The sequence below is a fragment of the Lacimonas salitolerans genome, from assembly GCF_042677865.1.
Lineage (GTDB): Bacteria > Pseudomonadota > Alphaproteobacteria > Rhodobacterales > Rhodobacteraceae > Lutimaribacter > Lutimaribacter salitolerans.
Genome location: NZ_JBHUDD010000059.1, coordinates 251,810 through 267,549, shown reverse-complemented (window position 1 = coordinate 267,549; position 15,740 = coordinate 251,810). Strand labels below are relative to the sequence as shown.

The following is a 15,740-nucleotide window of genomic DNA, read 5'->3' as shown; positions in this document are numbered from 1 at the left end:
TGTTTATTCGGCCGGGACCATGTGGTTCACCGGCTTGACAGCGGGCGAACGACGGATGGTCATCCAGAGGTTGTAGCACATGATGATTCCGCCAGCGAGATACAGGACCCCGCCCAGACCGCGCACCACGTACATCGGGAACTTCGCAGCCACGGTGTCGGCGAACGAGTTCACCAGGAAGCCGTTTGCATCAACTTCGCGCCACATCAGGCCTTCCATGATGCCGGTCACCCACATTGCGGCGGCGTAGAGAATGATGCCGATGGTAGCGAGCCAGAAGTGCCACGAGACCAGCGACAGGCTGTACAGCCGTTCCTTGTTCCACAGGCGCGGCACAAGGAAGTAGAGCGCACCGAAGGTAATCATGCCGTTCCAGCCAAGCGCGCCCGAATGCACATGCCCGATGGTCCAGTCGGTGTAATGCGACAGCGAGTTCACCGCGCGGATCGACATCATCGGCCCTTCAAAGGTGGACATGCCGTAAAAGCCGATCGAGATGACCATCATGCGGATGATCGGATCGGTGCGCAGCTTGTCCCAGGCCCCCGACAGGGTCATCAGACCGTTGATCATGCCACCCCACGAAGGCATCCACAGCACGATCGAGAACACCATGCCCAGCGTCGAGGCCCAGTCAGGCAGCGCCGTATAATGCAGGTGGTGCGGACCGGCCCAGATATACAGAAAGATCAGCGCCCAGAAGTGGATGATCGACAGCTTGTAGCTGAACACCGGACGTTCTGCCTGCTTGGGCACGAAGTAGTACATCATCCCCAGGAAACCGGCGGTCAGGAAAAAGCCCACGGCGTTGTGGCCATACCACCACTGCACCATCGCGTCCTGCACGCCCGAAAAGACCTGCACCGATTTCGAACCGAAGACCGACACCGGGATCGACAGGTTGTTGACGATATGCAGCATCGCCACGGTGATGATGAAGGACAGGTAGAACCAGTTTGCCACGTAGATGTGGGGTTCCTTGCGCTTGACCAGAGTGCCGACGAAGACCGCGAAATAGGCAACCCAGACAAGGGTCAGCCAGATGTCGGTATACCACTCGGGCTCGGCGTATTCCTTGGATTGCGTGGCGCCGAGGATGTAGCCGGTTGCGGCCAGCACGATGAACAGCTGGTAGCCCCAGAACACGAACCACGCCAGATTGCCGCCCCAGAGTCGCGCGGCGCTGGTGCGCTGCACGACGTAGAAGGAGGTGGCGATCAGCGCGTTGCCCCCGAAGGCAAAGATCACTGCCGAGGTATGCAGAGGACGCAGCTTGCCAAAGTTCAGATAGCCCTGCGCCCATTCGAAGTTGAGCTGCGGATAGGCAAGCTGGAACGCGATGAACGTACCGACCAGAAATCCGACGACCCCCCAGAGGGCGGTGGCGACCACGCCGGCGCGCACGACCCCGTCCATGTATTCACCGGACAGGTCGATTTGTTTCACAGGCTCGTCCGTATGCCGCAGCACCCAGATGAACAGCGCACCGGCCGCCAGAGCCACCGTCACCGCGTTGACAAGATAGGCCAGATCGCGCGCGTTGTTGGCTGCGATCAGCGCAAACAGCGCGATCAGCCCAAGCACGATCAGCTTGAAGTAGTTAACCATTTTGCGTCCCTTCGTCTGCCCTCTGCGCGATTCGAACGGGCGCAGCGGTCGGTTTAGACATAGCGTCTTTTGGTATGCTACGGCATGTGACGCTTTGATCTGTGTCAACCCTGCCTGTCAGATTGCTTGACTCGTATCAAGGCAGGGGCTGTCGGCACGCTTTAGGGTCTTGCCGAGCGGGTACATCCGACGCCCCGCACTGACCGAAGGAGGCTAACATGTCCTACAAGTCGTTGTTTTCCGTGTTGACCGATGAAACCCTGGCCGGCCCTGTTCTGGCGCAGGCCACCGAACTGACCCGCGCAAACGATGCCCATCTCGAGGTGCTGTGCCTGGGCGTGGACCGCAGCCAGACCGGGTATTACTATGCCGGCGCAAATGCGATGATCCTGCAGGAAAGCATCACCCGCGCACAGACCGAGGCCGAAGAGGTCGAAAAGACCGTGCGCAAGCTGCTGAACACCTCGGACATCCGCTGGAGCGCGGATTCAGGCGTGGCGCAGCTGGCCGATCTGGGGCGGCACGTGGCGGCGCGGGCAAGGTTCTCGGATCTGGTGGTGCTGCCCCGTCCCTATGGAGAGGGTCGCGGCGTCGAGCTGGAGCCGGTGCTGGAGGCCGCGATGTTCGATGCGCACACTCCGATCCTGGTGATGCCCGACGACAGCACCGTCGTGAAGGACCCCAAGAAGATCGTTCTGGCCTGGAACGAAAGCGCCGAGGCGATGAATGCCACGCGCGCCGCGCTGCCGATGCTGAAGGCCGCGAATGTGGTGCATGTGGTGGTGATCGACCCGCCGACGCATGGGCCCAACCGCTCGGACCCAGGCGGGCTGATATCGCAGTATCTTGCCCGTCACGGCGTGAAGGTGGAAATCGACGTTCTGTCGAAAACCATGCCGCGCGTGTCTGACGTGCTGCTGCGTCATGTGCAGGATATAGATGCCGACCTGGTGGTGATGGGTGCCTATGGTCATTCGCGGTTCCGCGAGGCGATCCTGGGCGGGGCCACGCGCTATATGCTGGAGCAGTCGCAGATCCCGGTGTTCATGGCGCATTGAGCATGGCAGACCCCGCACCAAAGGGTGGGCAATCGTGCCCACCCCGCTTTGCGCCGCCTGCATGCGGCGGGATCGCGCAGGGTCAGACCCGTTTGACCAGCCGGATCAGGAAGATCACGATGACAGCGCCGATCGTGGCGTTCACGATCGCGCCCAGCAACCCGCCGCCGATGTTCAGCCCGATCGCAGGCAGAACGAGGCCCGCGACGAAGGCCCCGACGATCCCCATGACGATATTGCCCAGAAGGCCGAAACCGCCCCCCTTCATGATCAGCCCGGCAAGCCACCCGCCGATGGCGCCGACGATCAGAATGACGATGATGCTTTGTGCTGTCATGGCAGTCTCCTGGGTTGGGATACCAGATGAGTGACACAGGCCGGGGCCGGTCACAATCCCCGGTCGTGCCAACAGCACCCCGACCCTGCGGCTATGCCACCCGCGCGCCTTGCGGGATGGTGGGTGGCGCGGCGTTCAGCGCCTCGATGGCAAAGCCTGCCGCCTGCTTGTAGCCGGCCATGAACGCCGCCCGCTCGGCGGCGGGAAAGACATCGTCGATGTCGTCGAAATCGCCACCGCAGCGGTCATCCACGATGTTGAGCATCCCGAACGGCCCGGCACCCCGGTTGCGCAGCACCAGTTGCGACACCGGCCCGCACAGCTGCGCGTCATAAGCCGACAGCGCCTGAGGCCCTGCCCCGTGATCCAGCATCCGTGCCCCGATCACCCGCGCGTCGATGATGGCCTGACTGGCCCCGTTCGATCCGGTCGGATACATCACATGCGCCGCATCGCCCATCAGCGCCACGCGCCCCTGCACCCAGGTCGGCACCGGGTCGCGGTCGATCATCGGATATTCGAACACCTGTTCGGCCCCCCGGATCAGCGCGGGCACGTCCAGCCAGTCGAAATTCCAGCCGTCGAAATGATGCACGAAGCTGTCGGCGCTGACCTGCCGGTTCCAGTCGCCCTCCCACCCGGCGGAATTGTCGAATGTCTGCTCGGCGATCCAGTTGATCGTCGCCATGCCATCGGCATCCGCCTGCGAGATCGGGTAGATCACCATGCGATGCTTGTGCGTGCCCAGACCCACGAAACTGCTGCCGGTTCGGATCGGTCGCGCCCGCGTCACCCCGCGCCACAGCACCGCGCCGCCCCATTGCACCGGCGGCTGCTCGGGGTGCATCTGCGCGCGGATGGGCGAGTGCAGGCCATCCGCAGCCACCAGCAGACTGCCGCGCGCGGTGCTGGCCTGCCCCTGCCCGTCCTGTAGCCGCAGGGTTACGCCCGTGTCATCCTGATCAAAGCCCACGGCCCTGCGCCCGGTCTGAACGGCCTGGTCGCCCAGCCGGTCGCGCACCGCATCCAGCAGCATCATCTGCAACTGCCCGCGATGCACCGCGTATTGCGGCCAGTCATAGCCCGCCAGCAGCCCGCGCGGCTCGGCGTAGATGTCGTTTCCGTTGCGTCCCACCAGCGCCCATTCGCGCGCGGGCAGGCCCACGGCATCCAAATCGGCGGCGGTAAAACCCATGTCGAACAGCTCGCGCACCGCGTTGGGTTGCAGGTTGATCCCCACCCCCAGCGGGCGCAGTTCCGGCACCTGCTCGAACACGGTGCAGGGCACACCGATCTGGTGCAGCGTCAACGCCAGCGACAAACCGGCGATGCCGCCGCCGGAAATCAGAACATGGGGGTCTTTCATGGCCGGGCCCTTCACCTGCTGTCACAGGTGTTTATCATCCATAACCATTTCCGCAATGGTCGCGGCGACGATCAGACGGGCAGCCCGCCGTCGCTGTCATCACCGGCTTCGTCCAGCAGGCGGCTGAAATCCGGTACGGTGACATGGCGCTTGCCCTCGAGCACGATCACGCCGTCGCGCTTGAGCGCCGACATCTGGCGGCTGACGGTTTCCAGCGTCAGGCCCAGGTAATCGGCCATCGCCTCGCGCGTCAGGGGCAGATCGAACACCAGCGCGGATTGCGTTGCGCGCAGGTTCAGCGTGGCGTCGCGCCGCGCGATGATCGACAACAGGCTGGCGATCTTTTCCCGCGCGGTCTTGCGGCCCAGCACCAGCATCCATTCGCGCGCGGCGTCCAGTTCGTCCAGCGTCATCTCGAGCAGGCGATGGGCAATATGCGGCGTGCGCGTCATCATGTCTTCGAACGGTTTCTTGCGAAAACAGCACATCACCAGATCGGTTGTCGCCACCACGTCATAGGGCGACCCGTCGCGCCCCGGCCGGCCCACGAAATCGCTGGGCAGCAGCAGCCCCACCATCTGGGTGCGCCCGTCCTCCATCGTCTGGGTCAGGGTCGCGATGCCCGACACCACCGAACCCACGAAATCCATACGGTCGCCCGACCATATGATGGTCTGACCGGCCTGATAGTTCCGATAATACTTGATCTCTTCCAGACGCTCCAGCTCGTCGGTTTCACAGCGGGCGCAGACCGCTCTGTGCCGGATGGGGCAGTCTTCGCAATCCTGCGTGACCTGGGTCGAGTCGGTATTGAGCATGTTAATTTTCGCGCGCTTGATCTGGGTCAATGAAGACGATTTCTCCGATGGGTACGCTACGGGCATGGCAACCAAAACGCAACTTGCAAAACTGGGACTGTTTGACGCGAAAGTACCGCGGTATACCAGCTATCCGACGGCACCTCATTTCTCGTCCGCGATCGGCCCCGATGATTTTGCCAACTGGATCACGGCGGTAGAGCCGGGTTCCAGCATATCGCTTTACATCCATGTGCCTTTCTGCCGCCGTCTGTGCTGGTTCTGCGCCTGTCGCACCCAGGGCACGCAAAGCGATGCACCGGTGCGGGCCTATCTGCAGACGCTCAAGACGGAAATCGCCATGCTGGGGCGGATCCTGCCCAGGGGCGTGACCCTGTCACGGCTGCACTGGGGGGGCGGCACGCCGACCCTGATGGGGGCCGACATGATGTCGGAACTGGCCGAGGCGATCTTCAAGGTCGCGCCCATGGCCAAAGACGATGCCGAATTCTCGGTCGAGATCGACCCGAACGAGATCGACGCCGAGCGGCTGGATGCGTTGGCTGCCGCGGGCATGAACCGCGCCTCGATCGGGGTGCAGGATTTCGACGACCAGATCCAGCAGACCATCGGACGCATCCAGGGCTACGAGATCACCCGCCGCGCGGTCGACATGATCCGCGAGCGCGGTGTCACCAGCCTGAACGCCGATATCCTGTTCGGCCTGCCGCACCAGTCGCGGGCCCGGATCACCGAAACGGTGCAAAAGCTGATGTCGTTCAACCCTGATCGGGTGGCGCTGTATGGCTATGCCCATGTGCCATGGATGGCCAAGCGCCAGCAGCTTATACCGTCGGATGCCCTGCCCACACCGCAGGAACGGCTGGAACTGTTCGAAACCGCGCGTCGGCTGTTCCTGTGGGACGGGTATGACGAGATCGGCATCGACCATTTCGCCCGCCCCGAGGACAGCATGGCGCGCGCGCTGCGCGCAGGCACGCTGAAACGCAATTTCCAGGGCTATACCGACGATCCCAGCGACACGCTGATCGGGCTGGGTGCCTCGTCGATCTCGCGCTTTCCGCAGGGATTTGCCCAGAACGCGCCCTCGACCGGGGCGCATACGGCGGCCATCCGCGACGGGCGCTTCTCGACCGCGCGCGGCCATGCGTTCAGCGGCGACGATCTGCGCCGGTCGCGGATGATCGAGGCGCTGATGTGCGATTTCCGCATCGACGCGGATGAGATCACCCGCGATTTCGGCATCGACCGCGCCGCGCTGATGCAGGAGTTCGCCCGCGTCAACGCGCAGTTCGACGGGCTGCTCCGCGTCACCGAACGCGGTCTTGATGTCCCGCTCGAGGCGCGGCCGCTGACCCGGATCGTCGCGCGGGCGTTCGACGCCTATGACCTGTCCAAGGCGGGGCACAGCTCGGCGATCTGATTGCCGCGCCTGCCTCTTCCTCTCTCTGGAAATATCCCGGGGGTGTGGGGGCAGGGCCCCCACCCTGCTCGCCCGGAACGGGCGAAACCCCTAGGCCGTCATCTCCAGCGCGGCAGACAGCAGGGTGCGGGCGTACTCGGTCTGCGGGCGCAGGAACAGCTCGTCGGCGCTGCCCGCCTCGACCACGTCACCCTGTTTCATCACCATGATCTTGTGGCTCATCGCGCGCACCACGTTCAGATCGTGGCTGATGAACAGATAGGCCAGCCCGTATTTCACCTGAAGCGCGCGCAGCAGGTCCACGATCTGCACCTGCACGGTCATGTCCAGCGCCGACGTGGGTTCATCCAGCACCACCAGACGCGGGCGCAGGATCATCGCGCGGGCGATCGCGATGCGCTGGCGCTGGCCGCCCGAGAACTCGTGCGGATAGCGATCCATCATCGCCGGGATCAGCCCCACCTCTTCCATCATCTCGGCGACCATCTCGCGCCGGTTGCGGCCGGGGGCGGTGCCATGCACGCCCAACCCCTCGGCGATGATCTGTTCACAGGTCATCCGCGGGCTCAGGCTGCCGAACGGGTCCTGAAACACGATCTGGATCTCGCGCCGCAGGCTGCGCAGCTTTTTCGTGGACCAGCCGCGCATGTCCTGCCCGTCATAGGTGATCGCTCCCTCAGAGCGGATCAGACGCATGATCGCCAGTGCCAGCGTGGTCTTGCCCGATCCCGATTCGCCCACGATGCCCAGCGTTTCACCGGTGCGCAAGTCGATGGTGGCGTCGTTGACCGCCTTTACATGGCCCACGGTGCGTTTCAGGAATCCGCGCTGGATCGGGAACCAGACGCGCAGGTTTTTGGTGGATATCAGCGGTTTCGAGTCTGCGGGCACCGGCGCCGGCACGCCCACCGCCCGCGCGCCCAGCAGCTTGCGGGTATAGGGGTGTTGCGGATTGGCGAAAATCTCGGCCGTGGGGCCGCTTTCGACGATCTCGCCGTCCTTCATCACGCAGACCTTGTCGGCGATGCGCTGCACGATGCCCAGATCGTGGGTGATGAACAGCAGGCCCATGTTCTCGGACCGCTTCAGCTCGGCCAGCAGTTCCAGGATCTGCGCCTGAATGGTCACGTCCAGCGCGGTTGTGGGCTCGTCCGCGATCAGCAGGTCGGGCTTGTTGGCCAGTGCCATGGCGATCATCACGCGCTGGCGCTGCCCGCCGGACAGCTGGTGCGGAAAGGCGCTCAGCCGCTCCTCGGCGTCACGGATGCCAACACGGTGCAACAGGTCCAGCACCCGGGCCCGCAGGGCCGCGCCGTGCAGGCCCTGATGCAGTTCGATCGACTCGCGCAGCTGCTTTTCGATGGTGTGCAGCGGGTTGAGCGAGGTCATCGGCTCCTGAAAGATGAAACTGATGTCGTTGCCGCGCACCTGTCGCAGCAACTGGTCGCTGGCGCCGACCATCTCCTGCCCTTTATAGGTGGCGCTGCCCGTAACCTCGGCCGACGGAGGCAGCAGCCCCACGGTGGACAGCGCGGTCACCGACTTGCCCGAGCCGCTTTCGCCCACCAGCGCCACGGTCTCGCCCCGGTCCACGCTGAAGGATACGCCCCGCACGGCGGCCAGCAACTGGCCGTCCTGCCGGAACGACACGGTCAGGTCGCGGACTTCCAGTACGCTCATGAAAAGGTCTTTCTGGGGTCGAATGCGTCGCGCACCCCTTCGAAGATGAAGACAAGCAGCGACAGCATGATGGCAAATGTGAAGAACGCGGTGAAGGCCAGCCAGGGCGCCTGCAGGTTCTGCTTGGCCTGAAGCGTCAGTTCCCCAAGGCTGGGCGACGACGACGGCAGGCCGAAACCCAGGAAATCCAGACTGGCCAGCAGGCCGATGGTGCCCGTGACGATGAACGGCAGCATCGTCACCGTGGCGACCATGGCGTTGGGCAGCATGTGGCGGAACATGATGGTCGAGTTGCTGACACCCAGCGCGCGGGCGGCGCGCACGTATTCCAGATTACGCGCGCGCAGGAATTCCGCCCGCACCACGCCCACAAGCGCGGTCCAGCCGAACAGGACGGTGATGAACACCAGCAGCCAGAACCCCCTTCCCAGCACGGCGAACAGGATGATGATGGCGTAAAGCTGCGGCATGGCAGTCCAGATCTCGATCACGCGCTGGAATATCAGGTCCAGCCAGCCGCCGAAGAAGCCCTGCAACGCGCCGGCAGCGATGCCGATCAGGCTGGCCAGCGTGGTCACGATCAGGGTGAACAGGATCGACAGGCGAAAGCCATAGATCACCCGCGCCATCACGTCGCGTTTGGTGTTGTCGGTGCCCAGCCAGTTCTGGCCGTTGGGTGGCAGCGGCGCGGCACCGGGCCGGTCCACCGTGGTGGCATAGGCATAGGGGATCAGCGGCCAGATCGCCCAGCCCGCCTGTATCGCCTCGCCATCCACGACGCCGTCCTGCGCATCGATGATCACCTCTTCGGGGGTGTCGAAACACACCTCCAGCCCGCCCGAAGCGATCAGGCATTGCACCACCGGATCGCGGTAATTCGCCTCGGTCTGGAAATCGCCGCCAAAGGCGGTTTCGGGATAGAACCGCAGGACCGGGGTGTAATACTCGCCCTGATACTGCACGAGGATGGGTTTGTCGTTCGCGATGAACTCGGCAAACAGCGACAGGCCGAACAGCACCGAAAAGATGATCAGCGACCAGAAGGCGCGCCGGTTGCGCTTGAAGTTGTTCCAACGGCGCTGGTTCAGGGGGGACAGGGCCATGGCGTTACCCCTCGCGCTTTTCGAAATCGATGCGCGGATCGACCAGCACATAGGTCAGATCGCTGATCAGCCCCACCAGCAGGCCGATCAGGCCAAAGATGAACAGCGTGCCGAACACGATGGGATAATCGCGCTGCAACGCGGCCTCGAATCCCAGCAGGCCCAGACCGTTCAGCGAAAACAGCGTTTCGATGATGATCGAGCCGGTGAAGAATATGCTGATGAAGGCCGCCGGAAAACCAGCAATCACGATCAGCATGGCGTTGCGGAAGACATGGCCATACAGCACCTGCTTCTCGCTCAGACCCTTGGCGCGGGCGGTGATGACATACTGCTTCTTGATCTCGTCCAGAAAGCTGTTTTTCGTCAGCAGCGTCAGCGTGGCAAAGGCCGCGATGGTCGATGCGGTGACCGGCAGCGCGATGTGCCAGAAGTAATCGCCGATCTTCTGCCACCAGGTCAGGTTGTCCCAGATCGCCTGTTCGCTGGTCAGCCCGCGAAACGGAAAGATCTGAAGATACGAGCCACCGGCGAACAGCACCAGCAGAAGGATGGCGAACAGGAACCCGGGGATCGCATAGGCCACGATCACCACCGTGGATGTCCAGTTGTCAAACCGGCTGCCGTCCTTCACCGCCTTGCGGATGCCCAGCGGGATCGAGATCAGATAGGCCAGAAGCGTCGACCACAGGCCCAGCGAGATCGACACCGGCATGGCCGCAAGGATCAGGTCGATCACCTCTTCCTTCTTGAACCAGCTTTCCCCGAAATCCAGCCGCACGTAATTCCAGATCATCGTGACGAAGCGTTCCACCGGGGGTTTGTCGAAACCGAACTCACGCTCGAGCTGTTCGATGAATTCAGGCGGCAGGCCCCGCGCACCGATATACTGCTCGTTGTCGGGCATCTGCCCGCCGCCGGCCTCGTTGCCGGTAAAGCCCGCGGTCACGTCGCCCTGCCCCTGCATCTGGGCGATCACCTGTTCGACCGGGCCGCCGGGCACGAATTGCGTGAGAATGAAATTGATCAGCATGATCCCGAACAGCGTCGGAACGATCAGCACCAATCGCCGCAGGATGTAACCGCCCATGTACCCCGACCCTTGTTGTTAGCGCAGCGCGCCGGACGCCCGCAGCTTCTCGGCCTTGTCTGCGTCATACCACCAGAAGTCCAGCAGACCCACCGAATAGGTTGGCAGCTCGTCGGGATGGTCGTACTGGTCCCAGGATGCGATCCACGTGTTGGGGTTGTACCAGACCGGGATCATGAACCGTTCCCACCGCAGGGCGCGGTCCAGCGCGCGCAGGGCGACATCACGCTCTTGCTCGGTTTCGCTCATCAGCGAAGCGTCGATGATCGCATCCACCATCGGGCTGGCCAGACCTGCCGGGTTGAACAGGCTGAACTCTGCCTCTTTCGAGCCGTACATCTGGTGCAGGCCGGTGCCGGTGTCCAGAAAGGCCCGGTACTGGCCGTACAACAGGTCAAAGTCGCGGTCGCGTTCGCGCAGGGTGTATTGCGACGGATCGACCTTTTCCACCCGCGCATCCAGACCCATGCGTTGCAGGTTCTGCACGAATGTCTCGACCACCGAGGACAGCGTGGGCGATCCGCTGGTGTTCAGCAGGAAATCGGCCCGCAGCACCTGACCATCGGCATTGCGGCGCATGCCGTCATCGCCCACCGGCCATCCGGCCTCGTCCAGCAGGCCCATGGCGCGGCGCAGGTTGCGCCGGTCCGACAGGCGCTCGGGCGAGGAGCTGTGCGCCATCACCACGGGTTCGGTCAACACCTCGGGCGGGACGATGTCGCCAAGGCTTTGCAGCAGTTCCAGTTCCGCGCCTTCGGGCACGCCCTGCGCCTCGAACGGGCTGCCTTGGGTGAAGGAATGTCGCTGCTTGAAAAGATCGTTCTGCAACGAGGTATTGGTCCATTCGAAGTTGTAGGCCAGCGACATCGCCTCGCGCACGCGGCGGTCCTGAAACTTGTCGCGCGCCAGATTGAACACGATGCCGGTGGGCGTGGGCGGGGTGCCGTCGGGCAGTTCCTCAAGCTTGACCCAGCCATCGCGCACGGCGCGGAAATCATAGCCCGTGGCCCAGAGCCGCGAGTTGCTTTCGGGCCGCACGGTGAATTCGCCTGCCTTGAACGCCTCGAACGCGGCGGTGTCATCGCCGAAATATTCCACGCGGATGCGATCGAAATTGTGCCGGCCCACATTCATCGGCAGATCCTTGCCCCAGTAATCGGGGTTGCGCTCGTACACGATGCGGCGGTTGGTTTCGACACTACCCACCATATAGGGGCCGGAGCCGGGTGCCGCCTCAAGCCGGGGTTCGTCCAGCCGGGCGCCGGTTTCCTCGAACCAGTGCTGGGGCCAGACCGGCACGCCGCCCACCTGGTCGATCAGCGACCGGCGCGAGATGCCGTCGGCAAAGGTGAATTTCACCGTGTGGTCATCCAGCGCCTCGGCGTCCAGCACGCGCACCTTGACCGCCTGCGCATAGGACGGCAGCCCCTGCTCCAGAAGCAGGTTGTGCGAAAACACCACGTCATGCGCTGTCACCGGCTCGCCATCGGAAAACCGCGCCTCGGGGCGCATGTGAAAGATCACCCATTCCTTGCTTTCGGGGTATTCCAGCCGCTCGGCCAGCAGCCCGTAGGATTCGCCATAGACGTCGGCTGGCGCGCTGCCCCCCGATGAGGGCTCTTCGCCCAGCAGGCTTTCATACATCATCCACGACAGCCGCCCCGCACGCCCCTTGCGGCTGTAGGGGTTCATGGAATCGAACGTGCCCGTGGCGGCGATGCTGATCTCGCCACCCTTGGGTGCGTCGGGATTCACATAGGTGAAATGCGGGTAATCGGGCGGATAGGACAGGTTGCCGAAATAGCTGTAGCCATGACTGCGGATGATGGTCTCGTCGCTCTCCTGCGCCAGCGCGGGCAAGGTCAGCGCGGCCAGACCCAGAAGCATCCATGTGACAAAAGCGGCTTTGGGGCGGATGTCGCGCAGCGCGGCGCGCGCATGGCTGCGGGGGGGGCGTGTCATGCTGAAACTCCTGTCGCGATCCGGTGTTCTTGGCGTCCGATACCGTTGAACTAAGGTAAAGGCGCGGATTGGCCACATTCAAGGTAAGAATGCGTGATCGCCCGTGAATTCCCGATGGCCTGCACAGCAAAAGGCCGCCCTCCGACGGAGAGCGGCCTGAATAGACAAATTCGGTGGGGATCAGTTGCCGAAAGTCTCGAGATAGGCGATCAGATCCGCACGCTCGCCCGAGCGGCTGAGCCCGGCAAAGGCCATGCTGGTGCCGGGTGCCCAGCCACGGGGGTTTTCGAGAAAGGCGTAGAGGGTTTCGGGCGTCCATGCCTCGGCGTCCTGCTCGCTCAGCGCACCGGAATAGTTGAAGCCGTCGACCGCGCCGATTTCGCGATCAACAACGGCGTAGAGATGCGGGCCGACCCCGTTTGCACCATCTTCCAGCTTGTGGCACGCAGCGCATTTGTTGAACGCGCGCTCGCCTCTGCCGGCGTCGCCATCGGCCAGCACCGCGGCCAGATCAACCTCTTCCTCTTCTTCCTCGGCGGGGGCATCTGCCACCTCGATCGCGTAGCCCATGGCACGGTCTTCGCCGTAACCGCCGCCCATGTGGTACAGTTCCTCGGCGCCCCATTTGCCCAGCAGGAAAACAAGAAGCGCGCCGCACAGTGCGCCGCCGGCCTTGGTGATCGTCATCGTGTCAAACATGGCTCGCCCGTTCTTTTCGTGTCTGTCGCGGCGGTATCTATTGCTTCCCCTTCGCTGTGGCAAGGTATAGTTAGCGCGACGAAACGCCCGATTTCGGGATCTTTGACGGAAAACCACGGAAAAACGATGACAAAAACCAACCGCATCGCCTTTCAGGGGGAACACGGGGCCTATTCGCATCAGGCCTGCCACGACGCCCGCCCCGACATGGAGGCGCTGCCCTGCCGCACCTTCGAGGACGCGATAGACGCCGTGCGTGAGGGCCGCGCCGATCTGGCGATGCTGCCAGTGGAAAACTCGACCTACGGGCGGGTGGCCGACATCCATTCGCTGCTGCCCGGATCAGGACTGCACATCGTGGACGAGGCATTCGTGCGGGTGCACATCAACCTTCTGGCGGTGCCCGGCACGCCGCTGGAGCAGGTCGAGAACGCGATGAGTCACACCGTGCTGCTGGGCCAGTGCAAGGCGTTTCTGGCGCAACACGGCATTCAGCGCGTGACCGGGGCCGACACCGCCGGATCGGCGCGACACGTGGCCGAAAAGGGCGATCCGAAGCTGGCGGCGCTTGCGGGCGACCTGGCGGCGGAAATCTACGGGTTGGACGTGCTGGCACGGCATATCGAGGATCAGGGCAACAACACCACCCGGTTTCTGGTGATGTCACCGCAGGCCGACCACAACCGCCGGGGCGATGACGGCATGATGACCAGTTTCGTCTTTCAGGTGCGCAACATTCCTGCGGCCCTCTACAAGGCGATGGGCGGGTTTGCCACCAACGGCGTCAACATGACCAAGCTGGAAAGCTACATGGTGGGCGGGTCGTTCACCGCCACGCAGTTCTATGCCGATATCGAAGGCCACCCCGATGATGCCAATGTGAAACTGGCGCTGGACGAGCTGCGCTATTTCACGTCGCAGCTCGATATTCTGGGTGTTTATCCAGCCGATCCGCGCCGGCATTGATGCAGGGTGGGCCATACCTCCCACCCTGCCCACGCAGCACTGGCGGAATTGGGGCTGTTACCGCTTTGATCCGCGTGCCGTCAGGCGTTTGGCGTTCTTGCCCACCTTGTCGCTGATCGGGCGCAGCCCGGCGCGCATGACCTGATCGGGGGTCTGCATTTCGATCATGGCGCCTTGCATGGCGACCACGGCCTTGATCATCGCGCGCGGCTTTTCCTCAATCATGCGGGCGTGTTCGCCGCCCGCCACCGGCCAGAGGCCCATCATGCCACCCATGCGCATGGAGATCACCGCCTGCGCGTCTGCCATGGCCCGGGTCGTTTCCAACGCCAGCTTCCACGGGCCGAGATAAAAATCACTGTTCCACATACTGTTTTCCTGACTGAAATCGTCACCACGATAGCATTGGGTATAATGATTGCCCCCTCAAGAGCAAGCCGCGCCTTGCGGTCACTCTGCCCTGTCCGTGGCCTGCGTTCCGCGCTATTGCGCACCCTATGGAACAGGATTTCGAGATTTTTCTGGTCGCCCCCCCGGGGCTGGAACCCGTGCTGGCGGACGAGGCGCGCGCAGCGGGCTTCGCCCAGCCCAAGCCGGTCGAGGGCGGCGTGGTGATACGTGGCGGCTGGCCCGATGTATGGCGCGCCAACCTGTGCCTGCGCGGGGCCGGGCGGGTGCTGGTGCGGATCGGCGAGTTTCGCGCGATGCATCTGGCGCAATTGGACAAGCGCGCGCGCAGGTTTCCCTGGGCCGATGTGCTGCGCCCGGATGTGCCGCTGCGGGTCGAGGTCGCCAGCCACCGATCAAAGATCTATCACGAGCGCGCGGCGGCAGAACGCATCGGCCGCGCGATTTCCGAAGGTCTGGGCGTGCAGATCGCGGCGGATGCGCCGGTGACCCTGAAGGTGCGGATCGACGACGATCTGGTGGTGATGAGCATCGATTCCTCGGGCGAAAGCCTGCACAAGCGCGGGCACAAGCTGGCCATGGGCAAGGCCCCGATGCGCGAGACGCTGGCGGCGCTGTTCCTGCGGCAGATGGGGTTTGACGGTACGCAAACCGTGGTCGATCCGATGTGCGGGTCGGGGACATTCGTGCTGGAGGCCGCCGAGATCGCGGCGGGGCTGTGGCCGGGGCGCGACCGTGCCTTTGCGTTTCAGCATCTTGCAGGGTTCGACGCCGTGGCCTTTGACACGATGAAGGCGGACATGCAGGCGCAGGTGCCGACGGCGCGGTTTCACGGCTCGGACCGCGATGCCGGGGCGGTGCGCATGGCGCGCGACAATGCCGCCCGCGCCGGGGTGGGCGATTGGGTGACCTTTACGCAAATGGCGTTCAGCGATCTGGAACCGCCCGAGGGGCCGCCCGGCATCGTTCTCGTCAACCCGCCCTATGGCACCCGGATCGGAGAGCGCAAACCGCTGTTCGGTCTGTACGGAGCCTTGGGCGAGGTGCTGCGGGCGCGGTTCGCAGGCTGGCATCTGGGCCTGATCACCAGCGATGGCGGGCTGGCCAAGGCCACCGGCCTGACCCTGCACACCGGGCCTGCGGTGCCGCATGGCGGGCTGCGGGTGCGGCTGTACCGGGCGCGGTTGTAGCCTTGGCAGAATCGCGCAAACCCTGCTAGGTA

Annotated in this window: 14 protein-coding genes; 4 read left to right on the top strand and 10 right to left on the bottom strand. The window is 63.8% G+C overall.

Translation table 11 applies throughout. From position 1 onward, the window contains the following. Nucleotides 1–3 precede the first annotated feature (3 nt). Nucleotides 4–1,608 carry a cytochrome-c oxidase, cbb3-type subunit I gene (ccoN, locus tag ACFTOW_RS13035; protein WP_379916392.1) on the bottom strand — a complete coding sequence of 535 codons (1,605 nt, stop codon included), beginning with the start codon at nt 1,606–1,608 and terminating at the stop codon, nt 4–6. A 218-nt stretch (nt 1,609–1,826) separates the two neighbouring features. Between ccoN and ACFTOW_RS13030 the strand changes: the two genes are divergently transcribed. Continuing rightward, complete coding sequence (locus ACFTOW_RS13030) at nt 1,827–2,666, top strand: universal stress protein (RefSeq protein WP_379916390.1); 840 nt, start codon at nt 1,827–1,829, stop codon at nt 2,664–2,666. Nucleotides 2,667–2,748: 82 nt separating this feature from the next. Here the strand turns inward: ACFTOW_RS13030 and ACFTOW_RS13025 are convergent, their stop codons facing one another. The 3 genes from ACFTOW_RS13025 to fnrL all read right to left on the bottom strand — a co-directional run bounded on the left by ACFTOW_RS13025 (nt 2,749) and on the right by fnrL (nt 5,187). After that, nucleotides 2,749–3,003: a GlsB/YeaQ/YmgE family stress response membrane protein gene (locus ACFTOW_RS13025; RefSeq protein ID WP_379916388.1), complete on the bottom strand. Its 255-nt coding sequence runs from the start codon at nt 3,001–3,003 to the stop codon at nt 2,749–2,751. Between the two features lie 91 nt (nt 3,004–3,094). Continuing rightward, nucleotides 3,095–4,369, bottom strand: coding sequence for a flavin-dependent oxidoreductase (locus ACFTOW_RS13020; protein WP_379916386.1), 1,275 nt, complete (start codon nt 4,367–4,369; stop codon nt 3,095–3,097). 71 nt (nt 4,370–4,440) lie between these two features. Next, the gene (fnrL, locus tag ACFTOW_RS13015; RefSeq protein ID WP_379916384.1) at nt 4,441–5,187 is read right to left on the bottom strand and encodes a transcriptional regulator FnrL; all 747 of its coding nucleotides are present in this window, start codon (nt 5,185–5,187) and stop codon (nt 4,441–4,443) included. Between the two features lie 64 nt (nt 5,188–5,251). Between fnrL and hemN the strand changes: the two genes are divergently transcribed. After that, the gene (gene hemN / locus ACFTOW_RS13010) at nt 5,252–6,610 is read left to right on the top strand and encodes an oxygen-independent coproporphyrinogen III oxidase (RefSeq protein WP_379916382.1); all 1,359 of its coding nucleotides are present in this window, start codon (nt 5,252–5,254) and stop codon (nt 6,608–6,610) included. A gap of 90 nt (nt 6,611–6,700) precedes the next feature. On the opposite strand, the gene ACFTOW_RS13005 is transcribed toward hemN, so the two are convergent. The 5 genes from ACFTOW_RS13005 to ACFTOW_RS12985 all read right to left on the bottom strand — a co-directional run bounded on the left by ACFTOW_RS13005 (nt 6,701) and on the right by ACFTOW_RS12985 (nt 13,144). Continuing rightward, entirely contained in the window at nt 6,701–8,290 is a 1,590-nt protein-coding gene (locus tag ACFTOW_RS13005; protein WP_379916380.1) for an ABC transporter ATP-binding protein, read from the bottom strand. Next, the gene (locus tag ACFTOW_RS13000) at nt 8,287–9,393 is read right to left on the bottom strand and encodes an ABC transporter permease (RefSeq protein ID WP_379916378.1); all 1,107 of its coding nucleotides are present in this window, start codon (nt 9,391–9,393) and stop codon (nt 8,287–8,289) included. The genes ACFTOW_RS13005 and ACFTOW_RS13000 overlap by 4 nt, the downstream gene beginning before the upstream one ends. Before the next feature lie 4 nt (nt 9,394–9,397). Beyond that, a complete protein-coding gene (locus ACFTOW_RS12995; RefSeq protein ID WP_379916376.1) occupies nt 9,398–10,483 on the bottom strand; it encodes a microcin C ABC transporter permease YejB in 1,086 nt (361 codons plus the stop codon). An 18-nt stretch (nt 10,484–10,501) separates the two neighbouring features. After that, nucleotides 10,502–12,445, bottom strand: a complete 1,944-nt coding sequence (locus ACFTOW_RS12990) for an extracellular solute-binding protein (protein ID WP_379916374.1) — start codon at nt 12,443–12,445, stop codon at nt 10,502–10,504. Nucleotides 12,446–12,625: 180 nt separating this feature from the next. Continuing rightward, on the bottom strand, nt 12,626–13,144 hold the full coding sequence (locus ACFTOW_RS12985) for a c-type cytochrome (RefSeq protein WP_379916372.1): 519 nt from the start codon (nt 13,142–13,144) through the stop codon (nt 12,626–12,628). Nucleotides 13,145–13,270: 126 nt separating this feature from the next. Here ACFTOW_RS12985 and ACFTOW_RS12980 point away from each other — a divergent pair, with 126 nt between their 5' ends. Continuing rightward, nucleotides 13,271–14,110, top strand: a complete 840-nt coding sequence (locus ACFTOW_RS12980; RefSeq protein ID WP_379916370.1) for a prephenate dehydratase — start codon at nt 13,271–13,273, stop codon at nt 14,108–14,110. A 57-nt stretch (nt 14,111–14,167) separates the two neighbouring features. On the opposite strand, the gene ACFTOW_RS12975 is transcribed toward ACFTOW_RS12980, so the two are convergent. After that, the gene (locus tag ACFTOW_RS12975) at nt 14,168–14,479 is read right to left on the bottom strand and encodes a hypothetical protein (protein WP_379916368.1); all 312 of its coding nucleotides are present in this window, start codon (nt 14,477–14,479) and stop codon (nt 14,168–14,170) included. Nucleotides 14,480–14,607: 128 nt separating this feature from the next. On the opposite strand from ACFTOW_RS12975, the gene ACFTOW_RS12970 reads away from it, so the two are divergent. Beyond that, the gene (locus tag ACFTOW_RS12970; protein WP_379916366.1) at nt 14,608–15,708 is read left to right on the top strand and encodes a THUMP domain-containing class I SAM-dependent RNA methyltransferase; all 1,101 of its coding nucleotides are present in this window, start codon (nt 14,608–14,610) and stop codon (nt 15,706–15,708) included. Nucleotides 15,709–15,740: the final 32 nt, after the last annotated feature.

Coding starts and splice junctions, on each gene's coding strand:
- ccoN (WP_379916392.1), bottom strand. CDS start 1,608: ATGGTTAACTACTTCAAGCTGATCGTGCTTGGGCTGATCGCGCTGTTT.
- ACFTOW_RS13030 (WP_379916390.1), top strand. CDS start 1,827: ATGTCCTACAAGTCGTTGTTTTCCGTGTTGACCGATGAAACCCTGGCC.
- ACFTOW_RS13025 (WP_379916388.1), bottom strand. CDS start 3,003: ATGACAGCACAAAGCATCATCGTCATTCTGATCGTCGGCGCCATCGGC.
- ACFTOW_RS13020 (WP_379916386.1), bottom strand. CDS start 4,369: ATGAAAGACCCCCATGTTCTGATTTCCGGCGGCGGCATCGCCGGTTTG.
- fnrL (WP_379916384.1), bottom strand. CDS start 5,187: ATGCTCAATACCGACTCGACCCAGGTCACGCAGGATTGCGAAGACTGC.
- hemN (WP_379916382.1), top strand. CDS start 5,252: ATGGCAACCAAAACGCAACTTGCAAAACTGGGACTGTTTGACGCGAAA.
- ACFTOW_RS13005 (WP_379916380.1), bottom strand. CDS start 8,290: ATGAGCGTACTGGAAGTCCGCGACCTGACCGTGTCGTTCCGGCAGGAC.
- ACFTOW_RS13000 (WP_379916378.1), bottom strand. CDS start 9,393: ATGGCCCTGTCCCCCCTGAACCAGCGCCGTTGGAACAACTTCAAGCGC.
- ACFTOW_RS12995 (WP_379916376.1), bottom strand. CDS start 10,483: ATGGGCGGTTACATCCTGCGGCGATTGGTGCTGATCGTTCCGACGCTG.
- ACFTOW_RS12990 (WP_379916374.1), bottom strand. CDS start 12,445: ATGACACGCCCCCCCCGCAGCCATGCGCGCGCCGCGCTGCGCGACATC.
- ACFTOW_RS12985 (WP_379916372.1), bottom strand. CDS start 13,144: ATGTTTGACACGATGACGATCACCAAGGCCGGCGGCGCACTGTGCGGC.
- ACFTOW_RS12980 (WP_379916370.1), top strand. CDS start 13,271: ATGACAAAAACCAACCGCATCGCCTTTCAGGGGGAACACGGGGCCTAT.
- ACFTOW_RS12975 (WP_379916368.1), bottom strand. CDS start 14,479: ATGTGGAACAGTGATTTTTATCTCGGCCCGTGGAAGCTGGCGTTGGAA.
- ACFTOW_RS12970 (WP_379916366.1), top strand. CDS start 14,608: ATGGAACAGGATTTCGAGATTTTTCTGGTCGCCCCCCCGGGGCTGGAA.